The sequence below is a fragment of the Catenovulum agarivorans DS-2 genome, assembly GCF_000568405.1.
GTDB classification, from domain to species: domain Bacteria; phylum Pseudomonadota; class Gammaproteobacteria; order Enterobacterales; family Alteromonadaceae; genus Catenovulum; species Catenovulum agarivorans_A.
The window spans coordinates 76727-92183 of record NZ_ARZY01000003.1 but is presented as its reverse complement, the minus strand read 5'-3'; the positions used below and the strand labels follow the sequence as shown (position 1 = coordinate 92183).

The 15457-nt window shown below is 41.0% G+C and carries 11 protein-coding genes; 6 read left to right on the top strand and 5 right to left on the bottom strand.

What is annotated here, in order from left to right:
• Positions 1-28: 28 nt before the first annotated feature.
• Entirely contained in the window at positions 29-2392 is a 2364-nt protein-coding gene (locus tag DS2_RS02810) for a beta-galactosidase (RefSeq protein ID WP_035013115.1), read from the bottom strand.
• Between the two features lie 18 nt (positions 2393-2410).
• Entirely contained in the window at positions 2411-4282 is a 1872-nt protein-coding gene (locus DS2_RS02805; RefSeq protein WP_035013114.1) for a sulfatase-like hydrolase/transferase, read from the bottom strand.
• Positions 4283-4490: 208 nt separating this feature from the next.
• Between DS2_RS02805 and DS2_RS02800 the strand changes: the two genes are divergently transcribed.
• The 3 genes from DS2_RS02800 to DS2_RS02785 all read left to right on the top strand — a co-directional run bounded on the left by DS2_RS02800 (position 4491) and on the right by DS2_RS02785 (position 9072).
• The gene (locus tag DS2_RS02800; protein WP_051479558.1) at positions 4491-5129 is read left to right on the top strand and encodes an RNA polymerase sigma factor; all 639 of its coding nucleotides are present in this window, start codon (positions 4491-4493) and stop codon (positions 5127-5129) included.
• Positions 5126-6991, top strand: a complete 1866-nt coding sequence (locus DS2_RS02795; protein ID WP_035013113.1) for a hypothetical protein — start codon at positions 5126-5128, stop codon at positions 6989-6991. The genes DS2_RS02800 and DS2_RS02795 overlap by 4 nt, the downstream gene beginning before the upstream one ends.
• 152 nt (positions 6992-7143) lie before the next feature.
• Positions 7144-9072, top strand: a complete 1929-nt coding sequence (locus DS2_RS02785; RefSeq protein ID WP_081754161.1) for a sulfatase-like hydrolase/transferase — start codon at positions 7144-7146, stop codon at positions 9070-9072.
• A 158-nt stretch (positions 9073-9230) separates the two neighbouring features.
• On the opposite strand, the gene DS2_RS02780 is transcribed toward DS2_RS02785, so the two are convergent.
• Entirely contained in the window at positions 9231-10508 is a 1278-nt protein-coding gene (locus tag DS2_RS02780) for an O-acetylhomoserine aminocarboxypropyltransferase/cysteine synthase family protein (protein ID WP_035013178.1), read from the bottom strand.
• A 255-nt stretch (positions 10509-10763) separates the two neighbouring features.
• Between DS2_RS02780 and DS2_RS02775 the strand changes: the two genes are divergently transcribed.
• Complete coding sequence (locus DS2_RS02775) at positions 10764-10967, top strand: hypothetical protein (RefSeq protein ID WP_035013110.1); 204 nt, start codon at positions 10764-10766, stop codon at positions 10965-10967.
• Between the two features lie 42 nt (positions 10968-11009).
• The gene (locus DS2_RS02770; protein WP_081754160.1) at positions 11010-12953 is read left to right on the top strand and encodes a sulfatase; all 1944 of its coding nucleotides are present in this window, start codon (positions 11010-11012) and stop codon (positions 12951-12953) included.
• A gap of 30 nt (positions 12954-12983) precedes the next feature.
• On the opposite strand, the gene DS2_RS02765 is transcribed toward DS2_RS02770, so the two are convergent.
• Complete coding sequence (locus DS2_RS02765; protein WP_035013109.1) at positions 12984-13877, bottom strand: sugar kinase; 894 nt, start codon at positions 13875-13877, stop codon at positions 12984-12986.
• A 219-nt stretch (positions 13878-14096) separates the two neighbouring features.
• Between DS2_RS02765 and DS2_RS02760 the strand changes: the two genes are divergently transcribed.
• The gene (locus DS2_RS02760) at positions 14097-14762 is read left to right on the top strand and encodes a YceH family protein (protein WP_035013108.1); all 666 of its coding nucleotides are present in this window, start codon (positions 14097-14099) and stop codon (positions 14760-14762) included.
• Between the two features lie 30 nt (positions 14763-14792).
• On the opposite strand, the gene DS2_RS02755 is transcribed toward DS2_RS02760, so the two are convergent.
• Entirely contained in the window at positions 14793-15452 is a 660-nt protein-coding gene (locus DS2_RS02755; protein WP_035013107.1) for a dUTP diphosphatase, read from the bottom strand.
• Positions 15453-15457: the final 5 nt, after the last annotated feature.

Below are 15457 nucleotides of genomic sequence, written 5' to 3'. Positions count from 1 at the left end.
ATTGGCTCAATGATTTTACTTTTCCGCGCTAATTATTTGCCTTACGCTCAAATCGTTTTTGATACATTTCGCTGTGCAATTCTTTGGCAGCTTTGACCATTTCTTCGTATGGAATATCCGCCACAGTAACAAAACCTACATTATAGTTCTCACCATCGTAAGCTCTACCTGTGATAGGTGAATCCATGTATTGAAACCAATGTGCGCCAATAAAGTAATCGTTATTAAATACAGAGCGCATGTAATCTTTATACATGGCTGCGCGGTCTTGTTGATCAGCCGCTTGAATCAACCCAGGATGAAAGAAACCTGAAGTTTTAGCGCCAAAATGAAACTCACCTATCATAGAGGGTTTATCAATTTCTTGTAAGAACTGCCATTTTTTGTCGGTTACACCTTGTTTATAATGGTTGTAGCTAACTACATCTGTGTATGGAATAGATGCTTTAATTACCTCTTTTGGCATACCCCAGCTGGCAAATCTGACCCCAAAATACAAATGGTTTGGCATATATTGTTTTAGCTTGCCACTAACAACTTTAAAGTATTGCTGTGCATATACGTATAACAAGTGTCCATAATCAGCATCTTGTACTTCATTGGTTAAACTTGAATCAAACTGACCTTGATCAAACGCCAACCAAGATTGAATGTCAGTGCCCCACGCTTGGTTAAGCTTACTTATATCAGCATATTTATCGCGCATTACTTGAGTAAATTTGGCTTTGGTTGGGCTATCTTTACCGTCTCGGGTTAAGGTATGGATCACAATGCCTAATTCACTGTTGCGAGAGTTAGAACGACCCCAACTTTTTTCATTGTCGATAAATACACCAACACACCAAGGTGAGTTATTGACTTCAGCCGCAATTTGTTTAACAGTGACTTCCGCTCTACGGGCAAATTCTGGATCAAATACATCTGGCATAGGCGACCAAAAGTCATTACCGCTTGATACCGTTTTATAGTCACCTATCACCCAGCCATTGGCAAAAAATGGAATTTTGGCATTGTCGTAAAACATAGGATCGGTCCAATTACCGAGTGAGGTAAAACCCCAATTGCGCATACGATCAACTGTGACATTCTTCCAGTCAGTTAAAAAAGAATTGTTGCTGCTTTCACCATATTTTCGTTCAAGGTTTGCACTGTAAAAACTAAACACTTCGCCGTGTTTTAACGGCCCAGAATGAGCACTTTTACGATAGCCAAAATGGTCCGCTAATGGATCATCATATGACTCTGGCAACCACTCAAACATATTGGCACGCGTGCTTGAAACCAATTGACGTGTTTTTGCTATATTTTTGTCCACCGTATTTAAACCTTGCGAGTCCTCAGGTGTGACATTCTCTGTGTCACGCTTTTTCATTAAAGCTTGATCAAAGTCATAACCTGTCATAGTGGTAGAGTTGGCTAAGCGAATAATATCTATACCAGTGGCTAAATATAGGTAGCCTTGTGGATCAACAAGCCACCATTTCCCATCGACTTTTTCCGTTCTAAAATAACCTGTTGCACGAAGTTTTGGACCTTTTTTCCAACCACTATAGTCGGAACGATCGTCCATTAGTTGATTAGCTTTAAGCTCTGCCAATTCTTGTTGAGTTTTTGCCTGCAATTCTTTATCGCTATGAATTTTTTCGGCAAATTCAGCTTTGGCGTTCTGGCCATATTTATCCACAATATTGACCAAGAAGTTTTTATCCATTGCAGGATTAGCGCGTAACCGAATGTTATCGATTGTGACTTCTTTGTCATGCATATTGTATTGCACGCTTAAGCTAATCCTTTTAATTCCACTCAGGTTTAAATGTTTAGCTCCCCACATCCATGTGAATTGTTCATCGTCACTTTGCCAGGTCGGTGGATTTGAACGCAAACCAGAGCTTAAATTTAACTCAACCTGCTCACCTTTATCGTTATTTGGCGACCCCAAATCATGTCCATCTAACTTAGCGTAATAGGTTCGGCTCTCACCAACTGGTACATTTATCGCGCGTGAAAATCCTTTGCCATCCACATCTGTTACTTTTAACCATAAATAGGTAGAATGCTTGCCTTGATTTGCCATATCAAAAGCAAGGTTAAAGTCGGATAGTTCGCTCCAATCAAATGGCTTAGCTGGCTCAATATGGATTGCAGCATGTTCGTTGTGTTTAGATGAAAATTTTACCCGCAGTGCTTGCGCCCCTTCAGTGGTCCCTTCAGTTTTAGAAACCAGCTCGGCGGACGCGTTCGAGAGTTTTATCTCAGCAGGCACTTGGGAACTTTCAAAACCAAATATCAGGGTATCTTTGGTCTTGTGCTCTTGCTTAGCTTGGCAAGCGGCTAACGATGCTAACGCAATTGGCCATACCAAGTGCAACATAGTCTTTCGGCGAAAATTCATAATATCTTTTCTCACATTTTATAGGTTCAAACGTTCTGGGCGCACAATCCCCTGCTCTGGAACTAACTCAGTCGGAATTTCGATTTTTTTATCATCAGCGCCCGCAGCAAAGTTACTTAAGCTGTAGCTATTTTTGGTCGTCCAATCCATTTCAATTCGACCATCCCCCAGCACTATATTGCCCAATTTTTGCCTAAACCAATTGGCCAGCTTGAGGTATTCAACCGTGTAAGCGACATTACGCCTTTCGAGCGGGTCGGTTCGCAAATCATATAAAGCCATGTCCGCTTTAAGTGGATCTGTTGTTAATGCCCAGCGAATGTTGTCGTTTAATAGTGGCGCTTTTGCGACTGTACGGCGATCGCGTGTGCGCATAGAAAAAGCAAAATCTTTGGTTCTTAGATAAGCTCGATGACCACTGACTAAATTCATTTCACCAAGAATGTAGTCACGTCTAAAATCGCGATTATTGGAAATAGTATCGAGATCAAATCCATCCAAATAGGAAAATTGCTTACTGTTAACATCTAAACCAGCAGCTGAAAAAAACGTTGGCGCAAAATCAACATACTCAACAAAAGTATCGACTACCTTGCCCGCGGGAAACTGTTTTTTATCTGACGAAACCACAATCACAGCACCGTTAGTTGATTGTTTCCAAGGGCCAAATTTGGCCATAATGCCTTGCTCACCTAAGTGCCAACCGTGATCACCGACCGTAAATACAATTAGATATTCCTTACCCTGTTTTTGGCTATATTGTTTAAATGCTTCCACCGCTTCACCAATCAACGCATCGCCAAACGCAGTAAACGCATAATAGTCTTGAATTGCTTGTTGCTTTTCGGCATAAGTCATCATGTCGGTTTTAGATTCATTATAAATCTGCTGTTGCTGTGGTGAAAAAGACGCCAGCTCATCAGAATCAAATTCTGGTAACTTATATTTTCTATGTTTGAATTGGTCACGAAATTCTTTAGGAGGCAACACAGGCGTGTGTGGTAAGTGAAAACCCAAATTAACAAATAATGGTTTGCTTGCATCTGCACCTTGAACTTTTTTTCCAGCCAAGGTCCGGTAGGACTGTCCCGCGTGTTCAAGATGGTTTTTAAACTCTTCAACAATACGAGCATCTACCGTTTTGTCTGCAGGCTGAGGGTTCACCCCACCTAAAATAAGGCCTGTATTGATGCGCGTATATGCGCGCAAGATATCAAACTCTTGTTCAACACTACGTTTTACAGCTAACTCGGCAGCATTAAGTTTGCGGTCAGCCCATGATAATTGATAAGTCTTAACTCGACCGTCTGGGTAAAAAATGGTTTCAGTTGCATCTTTACGCAATAACACTTCATCAACTAAACCATAAGCTCCAGTTGAATATAGGCCGCCAAAACCATGCTTATGTAAATCACGATTGTACTCCAAACTAAAATCAAAAATAGGTTTGCCCTGATAATTACGCTTTTCAGAAATGCCCACATGGTGTTTACCGACAATCGCAGTGGCATAGCCAGCATCGCGTAATATTTGCGAGATAGCGGGTTTTACAAAATCAGCTTCTTGGTGGGTTTGCTCCCAGCCATATTTACCATTGCGAAAAGGATAACGCCCAGTATGCATTGACGTTCGTGAAGGGCCACAAGCCGGAGAATTATTAAACGCCATGGTAAACATGGTGCCTTCGCTCGCTAACCTATCGATATTTGGCGACATTACATAACCAAGTTCACTTTCGCTCTTGCCAGTTGTTGCCCGATTATAAGCTTGTATAGAATCAGGACGGTGGTCGTCGGTAATAATCCATAAAATGTTTGGTTGTTTTGCCACGCCAGTAAAACTCACTGTACACGCCAGCAACATAGACGCAACGATACTTTTGTTCATCATGCTCACCTAAGTTTATACTAATTAAAAAAAGCCCTCCTAATATAGGAGGGCAAACTTCAAGGGCGTACACAACCCTTTTAGCGAAGATTAGTCCTTATTCGCAAGCTGTTAACAATTTGACACATTTTATTTTTGTTAATTTTTCATCAAGCCCTAACTTGGATAGACGCAATTAAATTTATGTTCAGCAAAAAAACTGCAAAAAATTGTGTCAAAAAGCAATTTATTCACCAATATAAGAAGTGCACAAAAAGAAACTTCAATTTGTCGACTGGGGGAGTTTTTGAATTCTGACGAAGAAAGCGAAGTTATTCGTTTAGCTCAGCAAGGCAATGATCAAGCTTTTGCTGAAATAATAAAACGTTATCAAAGCGATGTAAGAGCTTTTCTGGCGGTCCGTATGCAAAACATCAGCGAAGCGGATGATATCGCCCAAGAAGCCTTTATTATCGCGTATAAGAAGCTCAATGAGTTTGACATAAAGCGTTCAATTAGACCTTGGTTAAAAGGCATAGCGCTCAACTTGCTAAAAGATTATTTCAGAAAAAACGGCGGCAGAACGAGTGTAGATATTAGCGATTTTGAAGAAGTTTTATCCGCAGAAATAGAAAGTGAGCTGAGCAATCATAGTGAAGATTCAATGTTAATCGCACTAGAACAGTGTTTAGAAAAAGTAGATGACAAATTCCATACATTGATTAAGCAGCATTATACCGAAGGCTATACAGTGGACGAGTTAACCAAATTACACCAAGTAAAACACTCAGCAATGACAATGCGCCTACATAGAATTCGTGAACGATTACGCAACTGTATAGACAAGCGTCTAACTGGAACAATGGCATGAACAAGTATCAAGATGAACTATTAGCAAGTTTCATAGCGGGTGAAGATAACCGGGCTGAGCTGCAGCAAGAATGGGAAAAAGATCCACAGTTTAAACAAAAATCGGCTCGCCATGTGTTAACCCATAGGTTGATGCAAGTCAAACTCAAGCAGCACGACTCAGCTGAGTTCTCCGATGAAATTATGGCGCGCATTAAACAACAAAAAACAACTCAGCAAGCAAACTTAGCTAAAGTTAGCCACATAAAACGTTATTGGTTTCAAGGTACCTCTATTGCGGCAAGCATTTTTTTGTGTGCATTAATTTGGTTTTCGTTAGAACAACCAAACCAACCCTTTGCAAGTGTAAAATACCAACCCGTAACAAGCGAAGTGCAAGTCTCTGAGTTAGAGGCATTTCAGTTGTCTCCTGGCCCTTTTCAAATGCTGAGTGGTCAGGCGCATATACAATTTAACAATGGTACGAAAATCACAGCTAGCTCGCCAACGCATTTAGATATAAAAAGTGCCAGTAATGTCCGAATTATTCAAGGTCAATTAGCTGTCGATTTACCGGCTAATTCGCCCGCTTTTTACGTGCAAACCGCCAGTGCCAATTATGTTATCGCCCAAGCAAATGACCGCCAAGTATCGGCGTTGGCAAACTCAAAAGAAGCAGACGTCACTCCGATTTACCGCCAGGAAAACTTGCCATTTTCGTTTACAATAGATGCGCAGGGCGAAGTAAAAACATCAGGTTCGCTCGACAGTATCCATAAACAAAGCAGCAATGAAGTTGAAAGCATAAAACCGAAAAGCATCGCGCCTTCAGGTCACAAAGAGCCACAACAACAAGACCCAGCAGAAACAAACAACCACAGCAATACGCCAATCAATATCGTAAGTGGACTCAATATGGGATTCGAAACTGGTGATTTAACCCATTGGTTGGTCGATGTAAAGAGTTTAGGTTTTGCAGAAGTAACACCTGAGGCCGCTAAGTCTGGTAACTATGGTTTACACATAAACACCATGAACTCTGGTCCAGTGTTTATCAAAATAAAACATTCGGTTTTACCAGCGGGTTTTGTTAAAAAACACAAACAATACAAGCTCAGTTACGACATAAAACGCCTGACTGATAATGCCGAATCCGCTATTGGTTACACAAGATTTAATAATAGTTTTAACGCCAAATATCAAACAACTGCACATGGCCCGTGGTTTAGAATGCCAAGAGACAACACATGGCAGCATCATGAGAAAATAATCCATGGGCAAGATTGGCCAGATACTTTCACCTTTGTTGAAATAGCTTTTTGGACACCCAACGAAGAATGGTATTTAGACAATGTGGAACTTGTGGAAATTCCACCTGCAGAAAACTTTATAAAAGAACAAACCCGTGGTTTTGAAAGCGGCGCTTTAGGCACAGGTTTGACTATACAGCGTGAAATAGGTCAGGAAAACTTTGCTATTTTACAAGTAACCGAAGAAGCAGCAATTGATGGAAATTATGGTTTATATGCTAATAGCACCACAGGCGAAATGCATATTAAATTTACCAGTGATGCGTTTATCACCGACCAAATAAATAACCAAACCGACTATTTATTTGCTTACGATTTGCGTGTAGTGGAAGGTAAAGCTGCGCTCAGGCAAATGCCCAACACTGGCGGTATTTATTACACGCCAGAATGGGCCGGTTATGGTTATCAACGGGGTATTTATTGGGTAGATAATGACGGCTTAATTAGGGTACGAATTAAAATACCTGCTGAAAAAATACCTGAAGATGGCCGGTTTGAAATGAAGATGCTGATGAAAGAAGGTGCAGTAGTTCATTTTGATAACTTTGAATTTTCTGCAGTAACGGAAGACTAATCCCCACAGCAGCTCAATGTTTATCGGTGCGCGTGCAAACAGCTATTTGCACGCGCAACACTCATCACAGCAAAATCAAAAAATAAATGTGTCACTTTGTAAACAATTTACCAACAAGTTAACAGAGATAAACAAACTAAGAGACACTGACTATGAAGTTGAGTTTACGTTCGAGTCGAACTTTGTTGGCAACTTGTTTGATTCCATTAACCGTAGCAAGTTGCACAGCCCCTACGACCAGCCAATCGCCAAGCGCAGCTAACAAGGTGTTTGAACCGAAAAAGCCGTCTGCCAAGTTTAAATCGCAGCCAAATATATTATGGATCATTACCGATGATCAACGACCTGATTCTGTTAGTTACTACAACCAACTAGTTTTTGGACAAAAAAATAGTCCGTTAGGCTATGTTGAATCGCCAAATATCGACAAACTCGCAACCGAAGGGGTATTTTATACCAATGCATTTAACCAATCGCCAGTGTGCGGGCCATCTCGCGGTTCAATGTTATCTGGACGATACCCGTTTAGAAACGGCCATTATGCATTTGAACTAACTCATCAAAACCCAGATTTTGTCAAACCTACAGTTTCGCAATCAATACGTGAATTGGGTTATCAAACTGCAACTTTTGGTAAAGAAGACAGCTACATATTTAAATGGGGTCCTGGGCAAGGTTTCCATGACGCCAATTTATATGACTATAAAGTGCACTTTAAACACGACTTGCAAAAAAATGGCAAAGGCGACCTGTTTACTAAAGTTTTGTACGATTGGAATAAAAAACCTAACAAACAAGGCACGGTTGAAACAGTGTTGTATCCTGATGGACGCAAGAAACAATATTTCCTGCAACGGCACCAAGCTGATCTTACCCAACAAGACATAGCAGCAATCGAGAGCGTTAATCAAGAGTTCGATTTACTACGTGCTTATACCCGTGGCAATACTAACTTAATTTTAGGCGGCGTTAACCCACAGCCAGCAGGCGAAACGGTAGATGCTTATATTGTTAAAGAGTTTAAAAACTACTTAGCCAACGCAAATAAAAGCTTTAAAACCTCGTGGGGCAAAACCGCCAAAGGTGCCGACACCAGTAAACCGCAATTTTTGAATCTAGGGTTCCATTTGCCACATACCCCAGTATTACCACCAAAATCCTTTAGAGACAGATTTAAAGATAAAGTTTATGACATCCCTAAATTTGAAAAATCTGAACTGGATAAACTACCTGAGCAATTAAAGCGTATTTACAACGCCGGCAAAATTGACGAGATGACCTACGAGCAAAAACAACAAGCCATCCGAGATTATTATGCATTTACCGCCTATGGTGATGCATTAATTGGCGAAGCAGTTGAGGCTTTTAAAAAATATAGTGAAGAAAACAACCAAGAATATTTAATTCTATTCGCTATTGGCGATCATAGTTGGCATTTAGGTGAGCAAGGAATGGAAGCCAAGTTTGGCCCATGGAAGCAGTCGGTCGCGAATGCAATTTTAGCCGTTGCGTCAGATAAATCTATTGTGCCAGCAGGAGGTGTCTACCGTGACCTAGTTGAATTTGTTGATTTCGCACCAACAATTTTGACCGCGGCTGGCGACAATGTTTATCAACAAAAATACCAATATTTAGATGGCTTAAACCTATTTGATGTATACAGCGAAAACCTGCCCAAACGGGATTATATACTGGGTGAAATAAACGTGATTGCCGGCCCTAGGGCGTATTTACACAGCGACAGGTTTAGATTTTCAATGCGAACCCGCCCATTCAATAATTGGGTGAATGAAAAACAGCTCGGTAAAAACTTGCAATGGGCATTAGTTGCACCAGCAGAAAAAGTGGAAATGAGTTTATACGACTTGGCCAAAGATCCGCTAGAACGTAACAATGTCGCTTACGATAAAGAATACAAAGCGCTTGCCAACTGGTTTAGACAAAAACTCGGCAACATAGTGTTAGGTGATGGCCGTGTAGAAGCTGACTGGTCAAAAGCTAACAGCTATCACATCAGTAATTTTGCTAAAGGTGCGGATGATAAAAGCTTAAATATTCCAGCTGATTTAATTCCTGATTAATCGGTAATTTTGCTGGCGGTGCACATAATCGCAACTTAGCAGAATTGGATGGTTTAACCATGCCGACTTGCCAGTAAAGCTAGTCAAAGCTTTCGCCTAGCGCAAATGCAAAAATCCCATATAAGCAAAAACTGCCTATATGGGATTTTTAAGGCAATCTAAACAGTCACAGCATCTAATGCTTGGCTCACATCAGCGATAATATCGTCAATATGTTCAATCCCCACAGAAATACGCACAAGTGATTGGCTAACCCCTGCACTTTGTAATTGCTCAGGCGTTAACTGGCGGTGTGTGGTTGAAGCTGGATGACAGGCTAACGATTTAGCATCACCAATATTCACTAATCTCAAAATCATTTTCAGTGCATCAATAAATTGAGCTCCGGCTTCAAGCCCTCCTTTAATATCAAAACTTAAAATGCCAGATGCTTTACCACCAACTATTTTCTGGCAAGTTTGGTAATAAGGGCTAGTAGGTAAAGCGGCATAATTCACCTTATTTACCTTTTCATGTGACGATAAAAATGCAGCTAGTTTTTCTGCATTTTGACAATGGCGCTCAATTCGTAGCCCGAGCGTTTCTAGCCCTTGTAGGATCTGAAACGCATTCATGGGCGCTATAGCCGCACCAGTGATCCTGAGCGAAACCACACGACAACGAGTAATGTAAGCCAATTCGCCCAAAGCTTCGGCAAAATTTAAATTATGATAAGCAGGCTCTGGTTCGTTTAATACTCTGAAACGTTTTTTATTGGCAACCCAATCGAATCGGCCTGAATCAACTATCATTCCCCCTACGGCTGTGCCATGACCACCAATGTATTTAGTCAAAGAGTGCACAACAATGTCAGCGCCAAACTCAAAAGGTTTACATAAATACGGTGTTGCTACAGTGTTATCGACAATAAGCGGCACGCCATGACGGTGAGCAATATCAGCAAGCTTTGCAATATCAACAACATTACCCGCAGGGTTACCAATAGACTCACAAAAAATTGCTTTTGTTTTGTCGTCGATTGCCGCTTCAAATCCTGCAAAATCGTCGGCAGATACCATTTTCACCTCAACACCCATGCGCGGTAAAACTTGCGTGAATAATGTATAACTACCACCGTACAATTGGCTAGTACTAACAATGTTATCGCCCAATTCGGTGAGTGATTGGATTGCATACGTGATAGCCGCCATACCCGATGCTAAAGCAAGCCCAGCAACACCACCTTCCATTTGCGCAACCCGTTTCTCCAATACCTCAGTGGTTGGATTCATGATCCGAGTATAAATATTGCCCTTAACTTTCATATTGTTTAGGTCGGCACCATGCTGAGTATCATCAAAGGTATAAGATGTGGTTTGATAAATAGGCACAGCCGCCGCTTTAGTGGTCACCTCAGACTCGTAACCGTGGTGCAGTGCTAAAGTTTCTAATTTCACTTTATTTAAATCCTGAATGGTACTTTCGGGTGACACCATATTTCATTGATTTAGCAAAAGCAAAAACACATCGTAAATAATCGTAATTAACTGCATTGGATAGTTTGCTAAGCCTGAATGCCCCTGTTCTTCGTTAAATAAATGTGTCAATTTGGTAAACAATCACCAATAGACCATGTATATCAAAACTTCGACACGCTTAGTTAATTGCTTTGTTTAACCTCAATTCAGGTTATCTACTTTTATGGTGACTTTATGAAACGACCGAACACACTAATACTCATAGTAGGCTGCTTTTTATTATTGAGCAGCAAATTGATAGCAAAAACCATCGATTTCGATGCTCAATACCCATTTGCAACAGGCTGGAAACTGATCTCCAACATTAATCACGCCATTAAAAACGCAGATGCCGGCGCATTGCGCCGTTTATGCGCTCGCTCTCGTTGTGCTGAATAGAATGATAAAAACTTAAATATCGCAGATAACACAAGGCCGTATATGATGAAGACTAACCAGACAAAACACTTAAAAGCTTTTCAGGTTCTGACGTTGAGCATGATTGCTATTTTCACTCAATTCAATAGTAGTTTTGCTCAATCACCAGCTGAGAAACCCAATTTTTTATGGTTAGTATCGGAAGATAATTCTTATATCTTTTCGCGCCTCTACCACGAACAGGGCGCAAAAATGCCGAATATTGAAGCATTAGCCAAACAAGGCCTAATATTTAATAACGCATTTTCCAATGCTCCCGTATGTTCTACTGCGCGAACAACGTTAGCGACGGGGGCTTATGCCCCCAAATTGGCGTTAAACTACCACAGGCGATATTCAGAAAGCCAGCTACCCTCAGGATTAAAACCAATTGCACAAATTCTTCGTGATGCAGGTTACTACACAAGCAACAACAGCAAAAACGATTTTAACTTTGTTGAAAATACCGCAGATCCGGTTTGGCATGACTCAAGCAATAGCGCCAGCTGGCGAAATCGAGAAGCTGGTCAAGCATTTTTCCATATGCAAACATGGACAACAACTCATGAGTACAATTTGCACTTTCCAGCAAGCGACGTAAAAACAAAACCGACAAAGCATAATCCCGACAAAATAAAACTGCCAAAAAACTTCCCGAATACCGAGCTATTCAGGTATACCTATGCGAGATATTTAGACCAACATCAGCAACTCGATCAACAGATTGGCAAAGTGATTGAACAACTAAAAGCGGACGGTGAATTAGAAAATACCTTTATCTTTTATTTTGCCGATCATGGCGGAGTCATTCCTGGCACTAAAGGATATGCTAACGAGCTCGGTCTACACGTGCCGTTGGTTGTTCGTATCCCGAAAAACTTTAAACACTTGCTTCATCCAGATCTGCAAAACTTGCAAAACGCCAGAATTGACGGAGTCGTTAATTTTGTCGATTTCGCGCCAACTCTGGCTGAATTAGCCGGAGCTCCTCGCTCTAAATACCATGATGGCCAAGCATTTTTAACCGCTGATATAAGTTTAAAACAATTAAACCAACGCAATACCAGTTTTGCCTATGCTGACAGGTTTGATGAAAAATTAGATATGGTAAGAAGTTTGCGCGTGGGCAAGTATAAATATGTACGCAATTTCTTCCCTTTTATTCCTGATGGGTTACACAATCAATACAGGTATCAGCAAGCTGCGTACCGAGAATGGCGAGCATTATTTAATGCAGGAAAGTTGACTGCTGAGCAAGCTAGCTTTTTCCAAGCAAAAAGCGCTGAGGCTTTGTATGATATTGAAGCGGATCCATTTGAAAGCAATAACCTTGCAACTGAACCACAATTTGCTCAGACAGTCAGGAGATTAAGAGCTCAGCTGACCGAAAAGTTAAAAGCCATGCCCGACCTGTCTTTTTATCCAGAATACTATCTGCATCAGCATGCACTTTCTAACCCAGCAAAATTTGCCAACTTACATAAACACAATATATCTAAACTGATTGATATTGCCAATGCACAATTAAAACCATGGCAACAAGCCAAAATTGAATTGACCAAAGCACTAAACTCTAGCGATAGTATCCAGCAATATTGGGCGCTTATTGGCTTGTCGAGCTTCAATCAGCAAGCACAGTCAATTGTGCCACAAGTACGCAAATTATTTACCTCAGCGACAAACACATTGGTCAAAGCTCGAGCGCTTGAATTTTTAACCTTGGCAAATCATTTCCAGCCAACAGAAAATTTAACCAAATTAATTGCAACGACTGAAAACACCTTACAAGCACTTGAAATGCTGAATATTGCTGCCACCTTGCATGATATTGCAGGACACACATTCGATATACCAATTAGAGAAAACTGGCAAAAATCGAGCAATCGGCAAGCTGACAACCATCAACAGCGTGTTACCCAATATTGGACAAACGCAAGAATAGATTACCTGAAAAGCCGCAGTGATTAACTGCGGCTTTCAGCAGAAAGGGAAAAATAATTAGTGAGTGATTGCGCCGACATGGCGAATGACACTTTGTGCAACATTAGCAGCTGCAGCAATTGCGTCATCAATTTCAGTTTTTTGCATACGCGCTGCTAGATAAGTACCAGCAAACGAGTCGCCTGCAGCTGTGGTATCTATACAAGGCGCGCCTTCAACCACTGGCGAAAAATAGTCAATTTGCGGTGCAAACGCATAAATACCAGCCGAGCTTTTAACCACAACCTCTTTACAGCCCAATGCAAACACATAGTTTTTAACTTCTTGATGTGTTCTGTGGCCATATACATTTTGGTGATCAGTTAAACCCGGTAACGCGATATCAGTTAATTGATAAGCTTGTTCATACCAGTGTTTTGCTTGCTCTGGTGACTGCCATAATTTGGCTCGATAGTTAGGATCAAACGCAATTAAGCTACCACGCTCGCGCAATTGAGCTATTAAGTCAAGCAACCTAGTTTTGTCTTCGTCTGCCAAAATACCCAAACTAATACCAGTGAAATACACAACATCAAAATGGCGCAGCTGCTCAACACCACCTTTTTCGGCAAACAATTGCATCAATTGTGTTGCGGCTGATTCTTTCCGCCAATAATTTACACAGCGCTGATCTTGTGCATCACGAGTAATTGAATATAAACCAATTTGTCCGTCAGGTTGGCGGAATACATAATCGGTTTTTAAACCTTCACCTTTAAATTGTGCCAACATCTCTTCACTCAAACTATCAGAGCCTATCGCCGACATGTAGTATACCGACAATTCAGGTGCCCAACGCTGTGCATAAACCGCCGTATTATATGTGTCGCCAGCAAATGCACGTTTAAAGTTAAGAGGGTTGATGGCATTTAATTCCATCATACATTCGCCAATTGAAAGCAATCTAGTCATGTTACACTCCGCCAGTTGTATTGAGTAATGGTCAATTGATACGGTTAAATTTTCGACATCTTACTGCGTGATTGAACAAATAACCACAGGCAATTTATTTATTCACGAAACAATCAACATACAGCAGGAAAATATGCAGAAAATTCAACTCTAATTCTCATGCCATTTTCTGCGGCTCGGTTTATACTGAACCTTGCACAAAGAAAAAAGGAAATTGCCATGAAGTTAGAATTATCCGCAGAGCAAGTTCGTGTATTAGGTGTGATGTTAGAAAAACAAATTACCACACCTGACCAATACCCAATGTCGATAAATGCAATCACAACTGCTTGTAATCAAAAAAGTAATCGAGATCCAGTTGTTCAATACTCAGAAGTTGACGTACAAAATGTTGTTGACGAATTAATCCAACAAAGACTGTTGGCCGACGCAGGACCAAGCGGCCGAGTGAATAAATACCGTCACAGATTTTACGGCAGTGAATTTTCAGCGTTTAATTTTGATTCAGCACAAGCGGCTATTCTATGTCTGTTGTTTGTTAGGGGTCCACAAACACCAGGTGAACTGAGAACTCGCAGCCAAAGATTAAATCCGTTTAACGATGTTGGCCAAGTAGAAGCTTGTTTAAATGAATTAGCTAACGCCGAAGATGGTCCATTTGTGGTAAAACTTGCTCGGGAACCAGGCAAACGAGAACATAGGTTTGGCCATTTGTTTAGTGGAGAGGTGGCAGAGGTAGTAACTGAAGCGCATAGTCTGAGCCAAAACTCAGTGGCTTCAACAAACAGTACGGTTTCGATTGAGGAATTTGAACAACTAAAAGCTCAAGTGAACCAACTAACCGTTGAACTTGCCGAATTGAAACAGCAGTTAGGGGCTGATTAACCCCTAACTGACTCAACCTCAATATGCGGATTAAGCCATATCCAACAAGTTATAACGCGCTTGCAGCTCGTTGTATAAATCAGTTTGGTAGCTGTCTGATTTAACATCCAGCTTAGCCATAATTTCAACTAAGTGTTCGTTGTCTTCGCGGCCACTCCAAATTTTCACATAAGAGCCTTCTTTATAACCATTATCTTGGCGGAAGAAGTTTAGTACGTTTTTGCTAACATATTGCGCGTATAAATCGTCCCAACTCATTTGGCAATCGGCCAAAAGCGCTGAGAATAAACCTAAGCTATAACGTTTTGCTGCAGCTAAACCTATAGTTAGTTCTAATTTTTCTAACAAGTTTAATGACGCATAACTAATTTGTTGGCCGTCAAAAGTTACGCTTGTGCTACCTAACTCAGCAAACACATCATCTAACGCTGGTTGCTGTGCACCTTCGTGTTTAATTAAAATCGCTGACAAAACAAAGTGCCAAATATCCACCAACTCCATTTGCAGTTGTTCTAAATCACACTCTTGTTTCTTCCACCATTTCCACCCGTGGTGTTCAATCGCTTCAGCCGCTTCAATCACCACAGCGCGTAAAAATGGTGACTTAACCGCAATCCAGTCTGGGTTTACTTTCGCATTCATTTTGTCTTGTAGTGCCAACATAGTCGCAGCTTGGTTGGTCGAAAGCATTTTTA

Excerpts from the sequence above, each read along its gene's own strand:
- DS2_RS02795 (WP_035013113.1), top strand. The coding sequence starts at position 5,126 with ATGAACAAGTATCAAGATGAACTATTAGCAAGTTTCATAGCGGGTGAA.
- DS2_RS02805 (WP_035013114.1), bottom strand. The coding sequence starts at position 4,282 with ATGATGAACAAAAGTATCGTTGCGTCTATGTTGCTGGCGTGTACAGTG.
- DS2_RS02755 (WP_035013107.1), bottom strand. The coding sequence starts at position 15,452 with ATGCTTTCGACCAACCAAGCTGCGACTATGTTGGCACTACAAGACAAA.
- DS2_RS02785 (WP_081754161.1), top strand. The coding sequence starts at position 7,144 with ATGAAGTTGAGTTTACGTTCGAGTCGAACTTTGTTGGCAACTTGTTTG.
- DS2_RS02760 (WP_035013108.1), top strand. The coding sequence starts at position 14,097 with ATGAAGTTAGAATTATCCGCAGAGCAAGTTCGTGTATTAGGTGTGATG.
- DS2_RS02770 (WP_081754160.1), top strand. The coding sequence starts at position 11,010 with ATGATGAAGACTAACCAGACAAAACACTTAAAAGCTTTTCAGGTTCTG.
- DS2_RS02775 (WP_035013110.1), top strand. The coding sequence starts at position 10,764 with ATGAAACGACCGAACACACTAATACTCATAGTAGGCTGCTTTTTATTA.
- DS2_RS02810 (WP_035013115.1), bottom strand. The coding sequence starts at position 2,392 with ATGAATTTTCGCCGAAAGACTATGTTGCACTTGGTATGGCCAATTGCG.
- DS2_RS02765 (WP_035013109.1), bottom strand. The coding sequence starts at position 13,877 with ATGACTAGATTGCTTTCAATTGGCGAATGTATGATGGAATTAAATGCC.